General features: G+C 46.4%; 14 protein-coding genes. 1 reads left to right on the top strand and 13 read right to left on the bottom strand.

What is annotated here, in order from left to right; translation table 11 throughout:
- Positions 1-169: 169 nt before the first annotated feature.
- The 5 genes from VSQ61_RS17175 to hflK all read right to left on the bottom strand — a co-directional run bounded on the left by VSQ61_RS17175 (position 170) and on the right by hflK (position 8,131).
- Entirely contained in the window at positions 170-1,945 is a 1,776-nt protein-coding gene (locus VSQ61_RS17175; protein WP_334345618.1) for a M56 family metallopeptidase, read from the bottom strand.
- A gap of 4 nt (positions 1,946-1,949) precedes the next feature.
- Complete coding sequence (locus tag VSQ61_RS17170) at positions 1,950-2,312, bottom strand: BlaI/MecI/CopY family transcriptional regulator (RefSeq protein ID WP_334345617.1); 363 nt, start codon at positions 2,310-2,312, stop codon at positions 1,950-1,952.
- Between the two features lie 748 nt (positions 2,313-3,060).
- On the bottom strand, positions 3,061-5,700 hold the full coding sequence (gene alaS / locus VSQ61_RS17165) for an alanine--tRNA ligase (RefSeq protein WP_334345616.1): 2,640 nt from the start codon (positions 5,698-5,700) through the stop codon (positions 3,061-3,063).
- 444 nt (positions 5,701-6,144) lie between these two features.
- Positions 6,145-7,116, bottom strand: coding sequence for a protease modulator HflC (hflC, locus tag VSQ61_RS17160; RefSeq protein WP_334345615.1), 972 nt, complete (start codon positions 7,114-7,116; stop codon positions 6,145-6,147).
- Positions 7,109-8,131, bottom strand: coding sequence for an FtsH protease activity modulator HflK (gene hflK / locus VSQ61_RS17155; protein WP_334345614.1), 1,023 nt, complete (start codon positions 8,129-8,131; stop codon positions 7,109-7,111). The genes hflC and hflK overlap by 8 nt, the downstream gene beginning before the upstream one ends.
- A gap of 275 nt (positions 8,132-8,406) precedes the next feature.
- Here hflK and VSQ61_RS17150 point away from each other — a divergent pair, with 275 nt between their 5' ends.
- Positions 8,407-9,759 (top strand): MATE family efflux transporter, encoded by a 1,353-nt coding sequence (locus VSQ61_RS17150; RefSeq protein ID WP_334345613.1) that lies wholly within the window; start codon positions 8,407-8,409, stop codon positions 9,757-9,759.
- Positions 9,760-10,084: 325 nt separating this feature from the next.
- Here VSQ61_RS17150 and VSQ61_RS17145 read toward each other — a convergent pair whose 3' ends face one another.
- The 8 genes from VSQ61_RS17145 to rbfA all read right to left on the bottom strand — a co-directional run bounded on the left by VSQ61_RS17145 (position 10,085) and on the right by rbfA (position 17,945).
- Positions 10,085-10,954, bottom strand: coding sequence for a MerR family transcriptional regulator (locus VSQ61_RS17145; RefSeq protein ID WP_334345612.1), 870 nt, complete (start codon positions 10,952-10,954; stop codon positions 10,085-10,087).
- A gap of 183 nt (positions 10,955-11,137) precedes the next feature.
- The gene (locus VSQ61_RS17140) at positions 11,138-12,166 is read right to left on the bottom strand and encodes a C40 family peptidase (RefSeq protein WP_334345611.1); all 1,029 of its coding nucleotides are present in this window, start codon (positions 12,164-12,166) and stop codon (positions 11,138-11,140) included.
- A gap of 121 nt (positions 12,167-12,287) precedes the next feature.
- Positions 12,288-12,791 carry a restriction endonuclease gene (locus tag VSQ61_RS17135; protein WP_334345610.1) on the bottom strand — a complete coding sequence of 168 codons (504 nt, stop codon included), beginning with the start codon at positions 12,789-12,791 and terminating at the stop codon, positions 12,288-12,290.
- 91 nt (positions 12,792-12,882) lie between these two features.
- Complete coding sequence (locus VSQ61_RS17130) at positions 12,883-14,502, bottom strand: Na/Pi cotransporter family protein (protein WP_334345609.1); 1,620 nt, start codon at positions 14,500-14,502, stop codon at positions 12,883-12,885.
- Positions 14,503-14,682: 180 nt separating this feature from the next.
- Positions 14,683-15,576 (bottom strand): bifunctional riboflavin kinase/FAD synthetase, encoded by an 894-nt coding sequence (locus VSQ61_RS17125; protein WP_334345608.1) that lies wholly within the window; start codon positions 15,574-15,576, stop codon positions 14,683-14,685.
- Between the two features lie 25 nt (positions 15,577-15,601).
- Positions 15,602-16,492 carry a tRNA pseudouridine(55) synthase TruB gene (truB, locus tag VSQ61_RS17120; RefSeq protein ID WP_334345607.1) on the bottom strand — a complete coding sequence of 297 codons (891 nt, stop codon included), beginning with the start codon at positions 16,490-16,492 and terminating at the stop codon, positions 15,602-15,604.
- Between the two features lie 61 nt (positions 16,493-16,553).
- The gene (locus VSQ61_RS17115) at positions 16,554-17,513 is read right to left on the bottom strand and encodes a DHH family phosphoesterase (protein WP_334345606.1); all 960 of its coding nucleotides are present in this window, start codon (positions 17,511-17,513) and stop codon (positions 16,554-16,556) included.
- Between the two features lie 66 nt (positions 17,514-17,579).
- Positions 17,580-17,945, bottom strand: a complete 366-nt coding sequence (gene rbfA, locus VSQ61_RS17110) for a 30S ribosome-binding factor RbfA (RefSeq protein WP_334345605.1) — start codon at positions 17,943-17,945, stop codon at positions 17,580-17,582.
- Between the last annotated feature and the right edge of the window lie 72 nt (positions 17,946-18,017).

Here is an 18,017-nt window from a genome sequence, read left to right as displayed (position 1 = left end):
GATTATAGGGGTTTATGGAGGTTCTGTCAACACTTTTTCTGCTTTTCTTACAAAAAATAACCAAAATTTGTCATATTCAAATTTAATTGAAAAATCGGAACAATGCACAGCATAAGCTTCCTCTGCCGCAAACACATTTTTCTCAGATGCTTCTTCATCTGTCCGTTTTCTATACCGCTATTTCTTCCAGATCCAAATTATAATATACCCTGTCTGCCGGCATTCCTGTTTCGGCGTCTTCTCCCATCCGAAACGTTAACTTCTCTTCTGGAATTCCTTCCTTAAATAGAAACAAAAGGTGCATTTCCCCTCTTGTCTCCTCATAGGCTGACCTTACAGGAGAAATCTTTTCTTCTTCCCCGTTCGATACACGAATCAGATAAAAGTGGTTGTCCCAATTCCCACTGTCAATCCCGGATAACCTCAAAAACAATGCATGGGGATAAATACAAGCATCCTCAACCATCACCTGGGTTCCCGGCAGCTTTTCGCCTATCTCAACTTCTTTTGTCTCTACCTTCGGAACAGCAACTTCATAGGTAAGTCCATCCAAAATCACCTGAAAAGCTTCAGATCCTCCACGGTTCCAAAATTCAAGCGTAATGGTATCTGCCAGATTTTCTTTTCCGTCAAAGTGAAACCCAAGCTCCCATATGGCACTCTGCGGTTCCACCTCCACACGATCCGGTCCCACAATCTCCTGATCCGCAAGCACTGTATTTCCCTCAAAGGAAAGCCTTTCTCCTGTGCCGCCCTCTATCTTTTGGAAGCTCATAACATAATATGGGGCATAGTCTTTCAGCTCTGTCAGCTTAAGATGTGTCTCGGCTTCTGTCTCGTCCTGAGCTTCATTCATTTTTGCGGGCAGTTCTTCCTGGTTAGGTTCCTCCGGTTTATCCGCTTCTTTCTCCGCCTCCGAAGACTGTGCCTGCGGTCCTCCTGCCTGCTCCCCTGGTTCTGCGGCCAAAGCCCTGTCTCCCTCTGTTCCCGCCCTGGGGCTCAAAAGCATTCCGGCTGCCACAAGTACAAGTAATGATACAATAAGAATTACTCTATGCATACTAAGCTTACAATAATTCAAAATATGGCGAATTCTCTTCTTGGGGTCCACCTCTCCAAATCCGGATGCCAATCCGGAAAAAACAGGATTGTCCACGGACAGGCGAAGAAGCGTAGTGGAATACGCCTCCCGTACTCCTGCTCCCATCTTGTCCAAAACCCTTTCATCGCAGGCCATCTCCATATCCGCTGACATAAAATAAAATGCCGCCCATACAAGAGGATTAAACCAATGAATGCACAAGGTTGCAAAGCCTGCAAACTTTAGGATTGGATCTTTTCTTTGAATATGGGCCTTTTCATGAAGAAGGATAAAAGAACGCTCCTCCCCTGAGAGACTGGCAGGCAGATAAATCTGTGGCCGTAAAAATCCCATTACAAAAGGTGTCTCAAGCCCCTCCACACTCCAAATGCCCGGTCCTTCCTGATATCTGTTTCTTTGAATCTTTTTCCACAGCTTAAGGCTGGCTGCCCCATTCCAAATCAGCATAAGAAAGGCCCCTAATATCCACGCAAAACCAATAACCCGAAAAAACGCCCTCTCATTTCCTACGATTTTCTCTCTCGAACCGTCTGCAAAAGAATCTGATGTATACGCTCCGTTCTCCCATTGTTCAGGCAATGCATCCTCTGTTCCAATGGATTCCTCAAGCTTCCTAGAGGAAAGTGCCGGTTCCTGCACCCAGCCCGTATCAGCTTCCTGCAGAAATCCAAGCTCCACCGGAAAGGTAAAGGGACAGAGCAGACGGACAAGGACTGCCAGCCAAAGGATGCACATATGTTTTCTAGGCATTCTTTTTAAAATCAGGCGTATCAGAATAACCAATCCGATAATAAAAGAAGCCTGAAAGCTCATTTCTAAAATCCCCTGAAATACTGCTGTCATTCGATCACCCCTCTCTGCTCTTTGCAATCATCTCTTCCAGCTCCTGAATTTCTTTTTCACTCAGCTTCTTTTTTCTGGTAAATGCAGCCAAAAACTGGGGCAGGGAGCCTCCAAAGGTCTCCGCCACAAAATACTCACTGCAGCGGCCATAATATTCCTCCCGTTCTACCAGGGATGTAACGGCTCCATTCTGATTCTGAAATAAGCCTTTCTCGCAAAGTCTGCGTAATATGGTATAAGTCGTTGACTTTTGCCAATGCATTTTTTCTCTGCAGAGCTTTACCAGCTCTCCGGAGGGTATAGGCTCCCTCTCCCAGATTAACTCTGCAAAACGCAGCTCCATAGTTCCCAAACCATAGGTTTCCATAAGCTCTTCTCCTTTCCTTGATCTGCACATGTTTTTTGTGCATAGAGGGATACCCGTAGGGTGTTTCCTTAATTTGCACATACTTTTTGTGCATAGAGGGATACCCGTAGGGTGTTTCATATCCGCATTAGTCTACATGCAGTAAACCTATAATTAGTTTACTGCATGTAGACCAATATGTCAAGAGAATTTACTATTAAGACCCACAATAACCAAGAGAAAAACCGAAAACTGAAATTTTTAATGTTACTGTTTACTCCCAATGTCATTAAGTTAAGCTTCAACAAATGTCCGGCGTAGGGGAGGAGGGCCGCCCCGGCCAGGGGTGGCGGTTCTTGCCCGAAGCCTTCACAAGCTTTTTGGTGCTTAACTTAATGACATTGGTTTACTCCTGAACCGTGCACTGCGCTGCACGGTCACAGGCCAGTACAGTACCGGGGGCGGAATCCGGCCTCTTGCCGTAAGGCAACTATAAATAGGCCGGATTCGTTACTGTGAACAGTAACTTTTTAATTATTCTTGACGTTTAACTACCAATACCATATTATAAATGCAGGAAATGGGTTTGTAACCGTACAGCTATTGCTCAAGCAGGGTACTCATTTCTTTTTTTATGTTCATCATATCATACAAATATATCTATCCAAAAAACGGGAAAACGCCCGCACTCCGGCGCTTTCCCGTCTCATTCATACTTTATATGGAAATATCCGTTCACTTTTTTACCATATCCCCATACCAATCCAATCTATTTTACCTGCTCAGCCACAACCTCTGCCGCTTTCTCAATGGCCGCATCCATTCCATCCGGATTCTTGCCGCCGGCCTGGGCCATTCCCGGCCGTCCGCCGCCGCCGCCTCCTACAAGACCGGCAATTGCCTTAATCAGATTGCCTGCATGGGCGCCTTTCTTCTGGGCGCCGTCCGTAGCCGTAGCCATAAGGCTTACCTTGCCGTCCATAGCAGAAGCCAGAACTACAATTCCCTCTCCAAGCTTCTCCTTAAGCTGATCTCCAAGCTCCCGGAGACCGTTCATATCCACATTCTCAAGCTTGGCGGCCAGAAGCTTCACGCCTCCAATCTCCTTTACCTGATCCATCACATCGCCCAGGGCATCCTTGGCTAGCTTGCTCTTTAAGGCATCATTCTCGCTGCGAAGCTTCTTAATCTCTGCCTGAAGATGCTCAATCTTCTCTGTCAGATTGGCCGGTGTCGCCTTTGCCGCATGAGCAGCTTCCGACAGCTTCTGCTCCAACTCCCGATAATAAGCAAATACCCCGTTTCCGGTCAGAGCCTCGATACGGCGCACACCTGCCGCAATGCCTGCCTCGGACACAATCTTAAAGGCTGTAATCACGCCGGTATTGGCTACATGAGTACCGCCGCAGAGCTCCTTGGAGAAGTCTCCCATGGATACTACCCGCACGTCCTCCTCATATTTCTCCCCAAAGAGAGCCATGGCACCTGTCTTCTTGGCATCCTCCAGATTCATAATCTCCGTCACCACAGGAAGAGAAGCCTGAATCTCCTGATTTACCAATGCTTCTACCTTCTCAAGCTCTTCCGCCGTCATAGTTTCAAAATGAGAGAAGTCAAAGCGGAGACGATCCGGTGTCACAAGGGAACCTTTCTGCTCTACATGACTGCCAAGAACCGTCTTTAACGCTTTCTGGAGCAAATGGGTTGCACTGTGATTTTTGCAGGTGTCCGTACGTCCTTTCTCACATACTTCCAAAGTCGCCTTATCTGACACTTTCAGCATGCCTTTTGTCATACGTCCCACATGCCCCACCTTGCCTCCAAGAAGCTTGATGGTATCCTGAACTTCAAATTCGCCGTCCGCTGTACGGATCACACCGGTATCTCCCTGCTGTCCGCCCATGGTTGCATAAAATGGCGTCTTTTCCACAAAAACAGTTCCGTTCTCGCCCTCTGTAAGAGCTTCCACAAGGTCACTCTCCGTAGTGAGAACCGTGATCTTTGATTCAAATGCCAACTGTTCATAGCCTACAAACTCCGTAGTCACGGAAGGGTCGATCTCATCATAAACGGTAGCATCCGCACCCATATAGTTGGTAACGATACGAGCCTTTTGTGCCGTAACCCTCTGCTCCTCCATGGCAGCCTTAAAGCCTTCCTCATCAATGGAAAATCCCTTTTCCTCCAGGATTTCTCTCGTTAAGTCAACCGGGAAGCCATAGGTATCGTAAAGCTTAAAGGTATTCTCTCCGGAAAGAACCTTCGTCCCCTCTTTCTGCATCTGAGCTTCCAAATTTGCCAGAATACTTAAGCCCTGATCAATGGTCTTATTGAACTTCTCTTCCTCCTGGGTCAGCACCTTAAAGATAAAGCTCTTTTTCTCCTCCAGCTCCGGATAACCGTCCTTGGAGCCCTCAATCACGGTCTCGCTTAACCGGGCCAGGAATTTTCCTTCAATGCCTAAGAGACGTCCGTGACGGGCTGCCCGGCGGATCAGGCGGCGGAGCACATAGCCCCGGCCCTCATTGGTGGGCATAATGCCGTCAGATATCATAAAGGTAGCGGAACGGATATGATCCGTAATGAGACGAATGGATACGTCCTTATTTTCATCCTTTTTGTATTCTGCATGGGCGAATTCACACACCTTGTCCCGAAGAGCCCGAACCGTATCCACATCAAAGATGGAATCTACATCCTGGACCACAGAAGCCAGACGCTCCAAGCCCATGCCTGTGTCAATATTCTTCTGTTCCAGCTCCGTATAATGATTGTTGCCGTCATTGTCAAACTGGGTAAAGACGTCGTTCCAGATCTCCATATAACGATCACAATCGCAGCCTACGGTACAGTCCGGCTTGCCGCAGCCGTACTTCTCGCCACGATCATAATAAACCTCGGAACAGGGACCGCAGGGACCTGCGCCGTGCTCCCAGAAGTTGTCCTCCTTGCCAAAGCGGAAGATCCGCTCTGCAGGAATCCCGATTTCCTTATTCCAGATATCAAATGCCTCATCATCTTCCAGATAAACGGACGGATACAGCCTGTCCTTATCAAGCCCTACAACCTCGGTCAGAAATTCCCAGGTCCAGCCAATGGCCTCACGCTTAAAATAATCTCCGAAGGAGAAATTACCCAGCATCTCAAAGAACGTGCCGTGGCGTGCTGTCTTTCCTACATTCTCAATATCTCCTGTACGGATACACTTCTGACACGTAGTCACACGTTTTCTGGGCGGAATCTCTGCCCCTGTAAAATAAGGCTTTAAAGGAGCCATGCCGGAATTAATCAGCAGCAGGCTCTTGTCATTGTGCGGAATCAGTGAAAAGCTCTTCATGGCCAGATGGCCCTTACTCTCAAAAAACTCCAAAAACATCTTTCGAAGCTCGTTTACTCCATATGGTTTCATTTGTTCCCTCCTGGGCCTGCTTTATTATAGAAAGAGCACAGGCCATATCTTCTATATTTTAACAGACTAAGTCCGTTCACCCCATAGGGGGTATTCCTTACCGAATTGGACATAAGTAATCCAATAAGTATAAATTATAAATAGATTTTGTTTCTCTGTCAATGTTGAACGTAAATTTGTCTGTGTCTAGTAGTCCGTATCGGAAATCCTTGTGTATATTTCTGAGGATACTTTTCCGAGAGTGCAGGTCAAAAAACGCAGACGTAGTGGTGCTACGGCGAGGCTTTTTGACCTGTGCTATCGGAGAAATAGACCGGAAATATGCACAAGGATTTCCGGTACGGACTACTAGTAAATGTTATGAATTTTATCAGCAAAATAACAGATGACAGGAACCATTTACCGTATTCCTGCCATCTTGTTTATCATTTATCTTATCCTTATTTATTGTCCTGCAAAAATCCGTGCAATCGGCGAATCAGCCGGAAGTATAAGGGTCTTCTCGTTGCTGCCCTTCAAGCTCTCCTTGGCTGCGTCCAGGCTGCGCACAAAGGCATAAAAGTCGCTTCGTGTCTCATCTGCATAGGCATCCGATAGAATCCGCATATATTCCGCCTCTCCCTCTGCAATAAGCTGCTCTGCCTGGGCATGGGCTTCGGAAAGCATAATGGAAACCTCTTTGTCCGTAGTATTCTGGATTATCTGGGCCTGGGAAGCTCCCTCCGCCGTATACTGGGCCGCAATGTTCTCACGCTCGGAGATCATACGGGTGTAGACAGCCTGCTTGTTGTCGTCAGGCAGATCCAGCTTTTTCACCTCCACTGCCAGAATGTTGATGCCATACTGCTGGTAATTGTCCCCGATGCTGTCCATAATCTCCTCAGTGAGCGATTTAATCTCCACCACTTCAGTCTTTTCCTCCAGAATCAGATCGTTGGATTCAAGCTCTTCTCCTGCATCGGCGGCTGTGATGGTCATTTTCCCATCACGGCTCTTGATGATCTCATCCTGTGTCATATTGGATACCGTATTCTTCGTGGCATTGTAGACTATGGCATTGATGCGGTTCTCCGCATTGTAAATGGAATTTGCCAGGGTCTGGGTAAACTTTAACGGGTCCTCCACTCTCCACAGCACATAACTGTCCACAATCATCGACTTCTTGTCGGAGGTAATGACATCCGAGGCAGGCAGATCATAAATAAGCATCTCTTTTGGAACCGTATCCACAGACTGGATAAAGGGCACCTTAAAGGTCAGTCCGGATACTGATACCACTCGCTGAACCTTTCCAAACTGCCGAATCAGCTTATACTCATCCTCATGGCAGATCACAATGCTGTTGCCCAAAAGCAACAGGAGCATAAGGGCCAGCAGATATTTCCATATCCTTCCCGCTTTTTTCACCTTACTCATTGTCATTTCCCTCCTCTCCTGCTGCATTACCCGAACCAATGACCGTATTAAACGGTTCCAGGGGAAGAAGCTGCTGCACCTGGCCGCCCTCTCCGCCCTGGATGATAATCTTCATATCCGGCATCACATCCTCCATAGTCTCATAGAACATCCTCTGCTTTGTGATAGTGGGATATTTGATATATTCCTCATACATGGAATTGAAACGGGCTACCTGCCCTTCCGCCTCATTGATGCGGCTCTCCTTTTGGGCCTGGGCATCCTGGACAACCTTATCCGCCTCCGCCTTGGCTTCGGGAATCTGCTCATTGCGGTATTTGTTGGCATTATTAAGGGCTGTCTCTTTTCCCTGCTTTGCCGTCTCTACCTCCTTAAAGGCCGTGACAACCTCCGCAGTAGGCGGCTGAGCATCCTGAATGCTGATATTCACCAATTGAATTCCGATGTCGTAGTTCTCCAGCTTGTCCATAATCATCTGCTTAATATTGGCCTGGATCTCGTTCTTTCCAGTGGTCAGTACGGAATCCACACCGTAGGAACCGATGGTGGTGCGGATGCAATTCTGGGCAATGTTATCCAGAATCGTCACCGGGTCCTCGGAGGCATACAAAGCCTTCACCGGATCGGAAATACGGTACTCCGCATAAAAATCCACTCGAATAAAATTGTAATCTGAAGTGATCATCATAGCGTCATCCGTATAATTCTCCTCTTCATCATAGCCTACGGATAAGCCCTGGATGGTGGTATTTACCTTCGTTACGGTTTGTATAAGGGGAATCTTAAAATGAAGCCCCGGCTCCGTCACGGCTCTTGGCTGTCCGAAGGTGCAGACTACTGCCTGCTGCTCCTCCTGAATGGTAAACCAGCAGGAATTGGCAACAGCCAGCACCAATGCCGCCAGCACTACAACCGTTAAAATGCGCTTTACTTTTTTTAAATTTGGCTTTGGCCAGCCTGGGGCTTTTCCGCTTTCAGGATTTACTTCCCGAAAATTTCTTCTGAACTGGAACATAATTTTTCCTTTCTTTTTGCTACTATGTACAATAATATGCATTATAGCAAAATTCTGCCGTTTTGTATACTCCCTGTCCTTATCCATTGACATCCAAATGGTTTCATATTACCATATTTTCTGTAATCATTTCATAGTGTTGGGCGAACGTCAATCCGCAATGGCAGTTAATCTTCGGAAAGAAGCCTTCATAAACTTTTAGAGCTCAGCTTAATGACTCTAGCTGCAAAGGAAATGGTTTTCAAGCAATTAATATACAAAGGAGCATCTCGGCTATGAAAAAGGATTTGACCCATGGTCCCATTACAAAAACCATGCTGCTGTTTGCGGTTCCCATGATTCTGGGAAACCTTCTGCAGCAGCTCTATAATGTGGCGGACACGCTGATTGTGGGACAATATCTGGGACCGGATGCCCTGGCCGCCGTAGGCTCTTCCTATACCCTTATGACCTTTCTGACCTCCATTCTCTTAGGGCTCTGTATGGGCAGCGGCGCTGTGTTTTCCATCCGCTGCGGTGAAGATAACCAGGAGGGGCTTAAGGTCAGCATCGTACATTCCTTTTTGATGATTGCTGCTCTTTCCTTGATTTTAAATGGCCTGGTTTTTGTTTTTATCGATCCCATTCTCCACTTTCTCAAGGTCCCGGACAGCATCTATGAGATGATGCGTTCTTATCTATGGATTATTTTTTATGGAATCACAGCTACCTTTTTCTATAACTTTTTCGCCTCCCTCCTGCGTGCGGTAGGAAATTCCGTCACACCTCTTATCTTTCTCGGGGTCTGTGCCATCTTAAATATTGTTTTGGATCTTCTGTTTGTGATTCGGTTTCACTGGGGAGTGGCCGGTGCTGCCGCTGCCACGGTAATTGCTCAGTATGTGTCCGGCCTGGGACTTTTTGCCTATACCTTTTTATTCTTCCCTGAATTTCGGTTTTCTCTAAAGGGTATTCACTTGAAAAAGGCCGTATTTTCCGAAATTGCACGCTTTTCCTCTCTCACCTGCCTGCAGCAGTCCGTGATGAACCTGGGTATCCTCATGGTACAGGGACTGGTCAACAGCTTCGGCCCGGCAGTTATGGCGGCATTTGCCGCTGCAGTGAAGATTGATTCCTTCGCTTATATGCCGGTACAGGATTTTGGAAATGCATTTTCCACCTTTACCGCCCAGAACTTTGGAGCAAAAAAATCAGAGCGCATTCGGGCTGGAATGAAAAGCGCCGTCTTTTGCTCTGTTGCTTTCTGTCTGATAATCAGCACATGCGTCTTTGTTCTTGCCCGGCCTTTGATGCTGCTCTTTGTCAAGCCCTCAGAAACAGAGATTCTGGCAATTGGTATCCAGTATCTGCATATTGAAGGCTCCTTCTACTTTGGCATTGGCTGTCTGTTTTTACTCTATGGCTTCTACCGTGCAGTGGAGCGTCCCGGCATGTCTGTGGTACTCACAGGAATTTCTCTAGGGACACGAGTGCTTTTAGCTTATGTACTGTCCGGCATTCCAGCAATCGGGGTTGCGGGCATCTGGTGGTCCGTGCCGATTGGATGGATACTGGCAGATCTGGCTGGATTTGGATATCTGTTTCTTATGCGGAAGCACAAAAAAGATCCTCTTGCCCGTATTTCGTAAGAAGATCCTTTTCTATCCCGTTTTGGCCATTTTCTACATGTATATTTAACGCAATGCTATATCCGCAATGTCATTAAGTTAATCTTCGGAAAATTACCGGCGCAGGGGAGGAGGGACGCCCCGGATAGGGGTGGCGGTTCTTACCCGAAGCCTTCATAAGCTTATAAAGTTTAACTTTATGACATTGGCTATATCAGTAAGCTCTATAAAAATAGTTCTTATGTAAGTAATAAATGTATGTCACACTTTAAGAGACCAATCTATTATAAAAATATTGGTTCAAACATTACAAATTTTTCACAGAATCTTATAATGTGGTATACCTTTATAATCCTTCCATCCCCGGATAACGCTCCAAAAACTTCTGATTAGCCTCCTCCATCCGTTTACAATATTCGCTATAAGAAGGACTAAGCTGCTTCATAGCCGGTAGAAACACCTCCGTGTAACCACTAGCCTCCTGAAATTCTCTCATACACTCCATCCATCTCCCAGCAGCAGAATTTCGATATTCTTCCGACTGCCTATAAGCCAGATACCCTTCAATCGTCTCCCTGTTTCTTGCAAGAAAAGCCTCCGGCTCCTCAATGGACTGCTTAACTTTGTCAAACATCTCCCCAATATGCTCTACACCAAGGCTCTTTGTCCCCTCCTCCATAGCCTTTGCCACATCCTCCGGCACAGGAACGGATGGCATACCATCTAAAAAAGACAAAACCTTTTCATAAGCCTCCTGCTGCTCCTCTGTCTTTGCCGGTTCATTTAAAAAACCAGAAAAATGCATACAGACAAACCTTCCAAAAAATCCAGGAAAAGCATCAAGCAGCCTTTCTCCAATCGTTTCCTGCATCTCCAAAGTCCGAAGCTCCCCCTCAATCTCCGCATAAGACCTGCCCTCTCCCAGGTTCCGAATCAATGCATCCCTTTTCACATTTCTCAAAGCCTCTAGCTCCTTTCGAATAGACACCTTTCGCAGCACCTCACCCGTATCATCTTGCAAAATCTCACGAATATCCTCCATGCCAATGCCAAGTTTGCGCAAAACCCCAATTCTCTTTAATATCTCCACATCCTCTCTCCTAAAATCTCGATATCCATTTTCCTGCAAAATCGGAGCAACCAATCCCTTCTCCATGTAATATTCAATAGCCTTCTTCGTCAAATTCGTACACTTACTCACTTCATGAATTAGCATATTTCTCACCTCCATCTGAATCATAAGCCCTCCCCCAAGGGAACAGTCAAGAAGCTTTTACACAAAAAATACCAAAAAATAAATCCTTCTACACGCAAGGAACTGCTAAAGCCTTTCCTAATGAAAAAAAGAGCCATATCCCATCGAATACAGCTCTTTCTCTCATGCAATTATATATCAAACCTAATCATTAATAATCCGCGCCGCACTCACCGGACTCCGGTAATACATATTCGAAATAATAATCCCAGTCCTAGAATTACTAGCATGCACTACCTGACCATTTCCAATGCACATAGCCACATGATTTATCCGCCGCCCATTCCCATAAAAAATCAAATCCCCAGGCTTCGCCTCACTCACACTAATCTTCGTACCACAGCCAGCCTGTGCCCTAGAGGAATGCGGCAGGGAAATTCCAAAGTTCCGATATACCGACATGGTAAATCCGGAACAATCTGCACCCTTAGTCAGGCTGGTGCCTCCCCATACATAGCGATTGCCTACATACTGCTTTGCAAACTCACAGATAGAAATCCGCACATCCGTAACGCCCTCGCCATACAAAGCCTCTGTAATTGTAAGCGCCGTCTTAAGCTCACTGGTTACATTCACATATTCAGCAGCCACATAGCCTTCTTCACCGTCAATATCCACCTTAATCCAATCACCTTGTTCCTCAATCACGGCCAACTCCTCACCCTTTGGAATCATTGTCCAAAAGTCTGCCTCCGTGCTGGGCTCCATCCGAACATAAAGAGCATCCGCATCTACCTTGGCTACCGTCTGTCCCAACTGAAACGCCAGATTCACAGCTTCTTCACCGGTATATAAATACTCTGCCTTTACATAGCCTTCCACTTCACCAGATACAATGTGAGCCCATTCGCCCTCAGTCCCAAGGATCTCACATGCGGAATCTTTCCTGAGCTTACCAACCAGCTTACTGTCTGTGTTTGCCTCGGACCGAATGTTAAGATTATCCTCCACATTGGCAATTCCGATATTCACATACCCCTCCAGAGGCGTACCCGTCCAAACAACCTCAGCAGTTGCCTTTGTTTCTTCCTCCGTGTTTTTAGTCTGATCAAAATTAGCTGCGATTCCTTCACTCAGGCTTTCTCCAAGGTCTGCAGCATTTGCATTGATACCAGTTGCCGCCATCAATACCGCTCCCAATACAAATCCTGCTGTTCTTCTGCTTCTATACATAAATGCCTCCATTTATTTCATAATTTATTACGAATTTGTTAAATTTCTATTACATGATATCGAAATTATAGAAATTTGTCAAGCCTGTTTTTGTTACAATTCAGCAATAATTCTCACGATGCTAGATCTTCCGCCTTGCTGTACGAATCAGATGCTTCAACTCCTCACGATCCCAGAGTTCTACCCCAATCTCATCTCCCAGCTCCAGCGCCGAAGGAAAGAAATAACTGTTCGTCAGAACTACCGGAATCTCACAGCCATAAAAGCTTGCGCCTGCATAAGCCTCCTGGACCGCTTTGTTGGAAATTTTTCCTGTATAATGTTTACATTGCACTGCATAGGATACTCCGTCTTTGTCTGCCAGAATATCCACGCCCTGATCGCCGCTTCCCTTTGTTACCTCCACATGCGAAAAACCATTCCGCACCAAAAGCTCCGCAATATATTCCTCAAATTCCCAGCCATCCATTCTGTCAAAATCTGTTTTTCGGAACCGGCGGTTCTCTCCTGTCTTCCGAAACAGCCATCCTATAAACCGAAACAACATTTTAAAAGGCCAGAAAAAAATGCGAAGCAGCAATAGCACAGGCGCTGCAATCAGATAATAAAAAAGCTTTAAAAACATATCCCCTATAACCTTTCGGTACACAAATAAGACTGCCGCAGAGAGAAAACAGTTTCCTTTATCTCTGCAACAGTCTTGCCTCTATCTGCAATTATTCATCCAAAATCGCAAATGCAATGTTGGTGGCATGGTCCGCAACACGCTCCAACCCGGAACAGATATCCGAGAAAATCATGCCCGACGCAGGCGTACACTCATTTCTGGTCAGGCGATCCACATGAGACTGCTGAAGCTGCTTTTCCAGAATATCCACCTGATTCTCAATCTGGGAAATCTCCTCCACATGCTCCCGATTGTTATGAGAAAAGGTATCCAAAGAGTATTGAAGAATCTTATTCACCAGCTCCATCATCTCACCTAACTCATGCTGGGCCTCTTTGCTGAAGTTTATATTTTTCTCAATCCGCTGCTTTGCCGAATCCGCCACATTCTCCGCATGGTCACCGATACGTTCAATATCATTCACCACATGGAACAGGCCGCCGATGCTCTTGGCATCATCCACAGGCAGGGTGGACTGGTTAATCTTTACCAGATAATCCGTAATCGCATGGTTCAGGAAATTGATATTTTCCTCCACATGATATACTTCTTCTATGTCCTCCTCATCCAGGGTAATCAGGGCATTCATGGCGCGGTTCAGGTTGTTATAGGCAAGCTGTCCCATACGCTCCAATTCCTTGGTCACTTCTACCACTGCCGTAGCCGGAGAAAATACATTCTTTGCTCCAATGTATACCAGTTCGAAGTCCTTCTCGTCGCCGCTCTCGTCTCCGGAAACCAGAAGATAGGTCAGTTTTACAATCATTCCCGAAAGGGGGAACAGCACAATTACCTGGAAAATCTTGAAGATAGTGTGGGCATTCGCCACCGCACGTCCGATATTTCCACCGGAAATCTGCATAAAGAAACCTTCCAGCCATCTGGATGCAAAAGCCAGAACAATTACCATTAAAATAGTTCCAAATACATTAAACAGGAAATGAATCAGCGATGCCCTCTTTGCATCCTTCTTTCCGCTTAAACCGGCAAGAAGGGCTGAAGTACAGGCGCCGATGTTACAACCAAGAATAATATAGAAACAGATGCCAAGCTCCAACAATCCCTGCTGTGCCATCAAAAGCACAATACTGACCGTTACGGAAGAGCTCTGTACGATCGCTGTCACCAAAAATCCCATAAAGACAGCCAGAATCGGGTTAGACAAAGAACCAAGAGCATTTACAATCAAAGGGGAATCGTGAAGGGAAGACATGCTGCCGGACATTCCGCTCAGCCCCATAAACAGCACGCCGAAGCCTAAAACTACCTCGCCAATCTTCTTAACCATAGGCTTCTTGCAGAACATAACCATGATCACGCCTGCCATAAGAAATACCGGGGCAATCTCGGAAAGATTGAAGGCTACCAACTGGGAAGTAATGGTGGTACCAATGTTGGCGCCCATGATCACGCCGGCTGCCTGATATAATGTCATCAGGCCTGAGTTTACGAAGCTGACTACCATGACCGTAGTAGCGCTGGAGGATTGAATCACTGCACAGAATACAATACCTACCAGCATTCCTACAAAGCGGTTCTTGGTAAAAAATTCCAGAATTCCTCTCAGCTTTGCTCCTGCCGCTTTTTCCAGACCGTCACTCATGAGCTTCATTCCATAGAGAAACAGGCCTAAGCCTCCGATCAGTCCCAGAATGATTGAATAATCCATGGCTTTCTCCTTTGCATTTTACTTGTTTTTTCCTGAGAATTACTGTTATTTACAGGCTTTTAGCCAATAAACCAGTGACTGTTTTGCGAACTTCATAAATTCTTCATATATACTTTAATATAAATTCATAGATCGTGCAAGTAAAATTATAGAACTTATGGAACTTATGGAACTTATGCATCAACTGAAGAATTCCCGTCCCCAGGCCACGTCGGACTCTATCTGGGCTTTCAGGGCTTCTAATGTGGGAAATCTGCGTTCCGGGCGCTCATAGCCATAAAATTGTACTTGTATGATTTCTCCGTACAGGTTTCGATCCAGATCAAACAGGTAGGTTTCTACACCTCTCTTGGTCTCTCCCCCTACTGTGGGTTTGTAGCCGATGTTGGTGATTCCCTCAAAGGTTTCTCCGGCAATGATTGTCCGAGTGGCATAGACGCCGTTGGGCGGAAGGAGCTTCTGTTCTCTCGGAAGCAGGTTCGTGGTGGGCATCCCTAAGGTTCTTCCGATCTGCCTGCCATGGAGGACTTCTCCTGTGACGGAGTAGGCATAGCCCAGAAGCTGGTTTACCAGCTCCATATGCCCCTGCTCCAGTTCTTCCCGGATGAAGGTGCTGCTGATTTCCCGGCCCTGCCAGCAGGCTTTTTCTACTACTTCCACCTGAAAGCCGCAGGACTCACTCATCTGCTGTAGCAGATGGTAATCGCCCCTGCGCTGATAGCCGAAACGAAAATCGGTTCCTACTGCCAGATATTTTGCATGGAGACGTTTTTTCAGTACTTCCTGTACAAATTCCTCCGGCTCCATATGGGAAAGCTCTGGGGTAAATGGACATTCCACCAGATAATCCAGATGTTCCCGGCGCAAAAGCTCTCTGCGTTCTTCCGGAAGGGTCAGTGCCGGCCGTTCTCCGAAATCAAAAGTAAAAATCAATGAGGCAAGTCCCTCTTTTTTCTTTTTTAAAATGCGCTCTACCAGAAGGTGATGTCCCTGATGCAGTCCGTCAAATTTTCCAAGAGAAATGGCTGTAGGCTCTGCTATCTGAAATTTTGTTGTGTTTTTGATTATTTTCATGGCTGTTACCCTTACTTTATATCACTTATAGAAACATCTTCACCGGACGGAACATCTTCTGCTCATACTGATAGATTCCCACAAAAACTCCTTTGGAATCGTAGACGCAGACAGGCGAAGCGTCTGTTCCTGCCGCCGAAACGTCAACGGCAATGGACAATTCAAAGGGATTGCCGTTATAAACCAGCCGATCCCCCGCTTCTTTCATCTGAACCCGGGGATACTGTTCAAACATTTTGTCTACAGGAATCAGGCATTCGGAAATCCTGCCTGCTGCCATTTTTTCCTCTATTTGAGAAAGACGCAGACTGTCTTCTATGCGAAACCGATCCACACGGGTGCGGAGAAGGCTTTTCATACAGCCGCCGCAGCCTAATTTCCCTCCGATATCATGGCAGAGAGTTCGTATATAAGTTCCACTGGAGCAAGTCACTGTAAAAGAAGCTTCCGGCAGTTCTATCCGGGAAATAGAAATTTCATGCAAGGTTACTTTTCTGGACTTTCGTTCTATCTCTTTCCCCTCTCTTGCCAATTCATACAGCTTCTTCCCGTTTACTTTCAAAGCTGAGTACATGGGCGGCACCTGATCGTAACTTCCCTGAAAAGAAAGAATGGCATCCCGTACTGCTTCCCCGCTTACTGTTATCTCCGACTTGTGTAAAACTTTTCCGGAGAGATCCTGCGTGTCTGTCTCCTGTCCCAGCAGCAGAACTGCCTGGTAGGTTTTTTCTTTTTCCGTCAGCATTCCGCAGAGCTTTGTGGCATTTCCCACACATACAGGAAGAACTCCCTCCGCATCGGGATCGAGAGTTCCTGTATGTCCTATTTTTTTCTGTTTTAGAATTCCGCGGAGCTTCGCCACCACATCATGGGAGGTAAAGCCTGCTTCTTTATAAATATTGAGAATTCCGTTCATTTCGGATACTTCCTGTCTGCATTTTTCGCTGTAATGCTATTGGTATTTCACAGGCTGCCATTTACTCAGCCTGTAAAAGCTGCTGTTCAATATGTAAAGTCAGATTGTTGACTACGTCATGAAGGGTCCCGTGCATGGTACAGCCAGCAGCTTTTACATGGCCGCCGCCTCCAAAGTAGGTGCAGACCTGACTTACATCTATAGGCCCGTTGGAGCGCAGGCTTACCTTATACTCCTGATTTCCTGTTTCATGAAGGAAAATCGCCACCTGAACACCCTTTGTCACCCGAAGCTGGTTCACAATACCCTCCAGATCCTTGGGCCCTACTCCATAAAACTCCATGTCCTTCTGGCGCATTCTTCCCATAATCACTTTTCCGTCTAAAAGCAATATGCTCTCCATCAGCGCCCGGCCTAAAACCTGATTCTGAATATACGTTTTCTGATAAAAAGTCTCGTCTATAATCCGGGAAAAATCAATACCTTTGGCGATCAGCTTTCCTGCGATCTCCATGGTTTTTTGCGTGGTATTGGAATACTGGAAAATCCCCGTGTCGTGGATAATGCCCATATATAGAGCTTCTGCTGTATTTTGGGATATCTTCTCTTCTTCCATTGTGCCGAAAACGAGTTCTGCCGTGGAGCTTGCCTTTGGATCAATGCAGTTTTCATCTGCAAATCCCTGATTGGTAATGTGATGGTCTATGCAGATTCTCCGGCCGGCTGTCTCAAAATACTTAAGAGCCGCTCCCAGACGCTCCTTGTCGCTTGCGTCCAGGGAAAGGAAGATGTCGTACTGCCTGTCTTCTGTATAGTCTGTCTCTATGTCTTCTCCCCCACACAAGAGTGCAAACGCCGGATTGACGGACTCCAGATAAACTGTCACCTCAATCTCCGGAAAGTTCTCCCGTATGTAGCCGTACACGGCCAGACAGGAACCGGTACAGTCCCCGTCAGGCCTTACATGCCCTGCAATTGCAACACTTTTTACCTGTTTAAGTTCATTCGCCAGTTTGATCATTTTTTCCTCCTTCTGCCGCACTTGATGCGTCATCTAGGCAGATTTAAAAGTTCTCTTCCAAACTCATTATTCTTGATCCTCTTTCCGGTTCACCTGGTCAATGAATTTGGACATATTCACACCGTACTCAATGGACTGATCCAGAATAAAACGAATCTCCGGTGTATTGCGCAGATTGATGGATTTGGCCAGCGCACGGCGGATATAGCCTTCTGCACTCTTTAATCCTGCCAGTGTATCCTGCTGCTCCTGCTCATCTCCCAGAACGCTGATATATGCTTTGGCACTCTTCAAATCAGGTGCCACCTCCACCTCCACCACCGTGGTCATAGGGTGGATCCGGGGATCCTTAATCTCGCCCCGGATGATATTGCTCAGTTCTCTTTTGACCTCTCCATTAATTCTTGTATTTTTGATACTGTTTTTTCTCATTTCTATCTCCCTGGGGCAAGCGGATATGCCTGCATATCCATTTACCCCTCAAATCAGTTGCCGGCATGCCAA

The organism is Candidatus Merdisoma sp. JLR.KK006 (assembly GCF_036941035.1).
In the GTDB taxonomy this organism is placed as follows: domain Bacteria; phylum Bacillota; class Clostridia; order Lachnospirales; family Lachnospiraceae; genus Laedolimicola.
The sequence above is the reverse complement of the archived record's forward strand: the minus strand, read 5'-3'. Positions and strand labels throughout refer to the sequence as shown.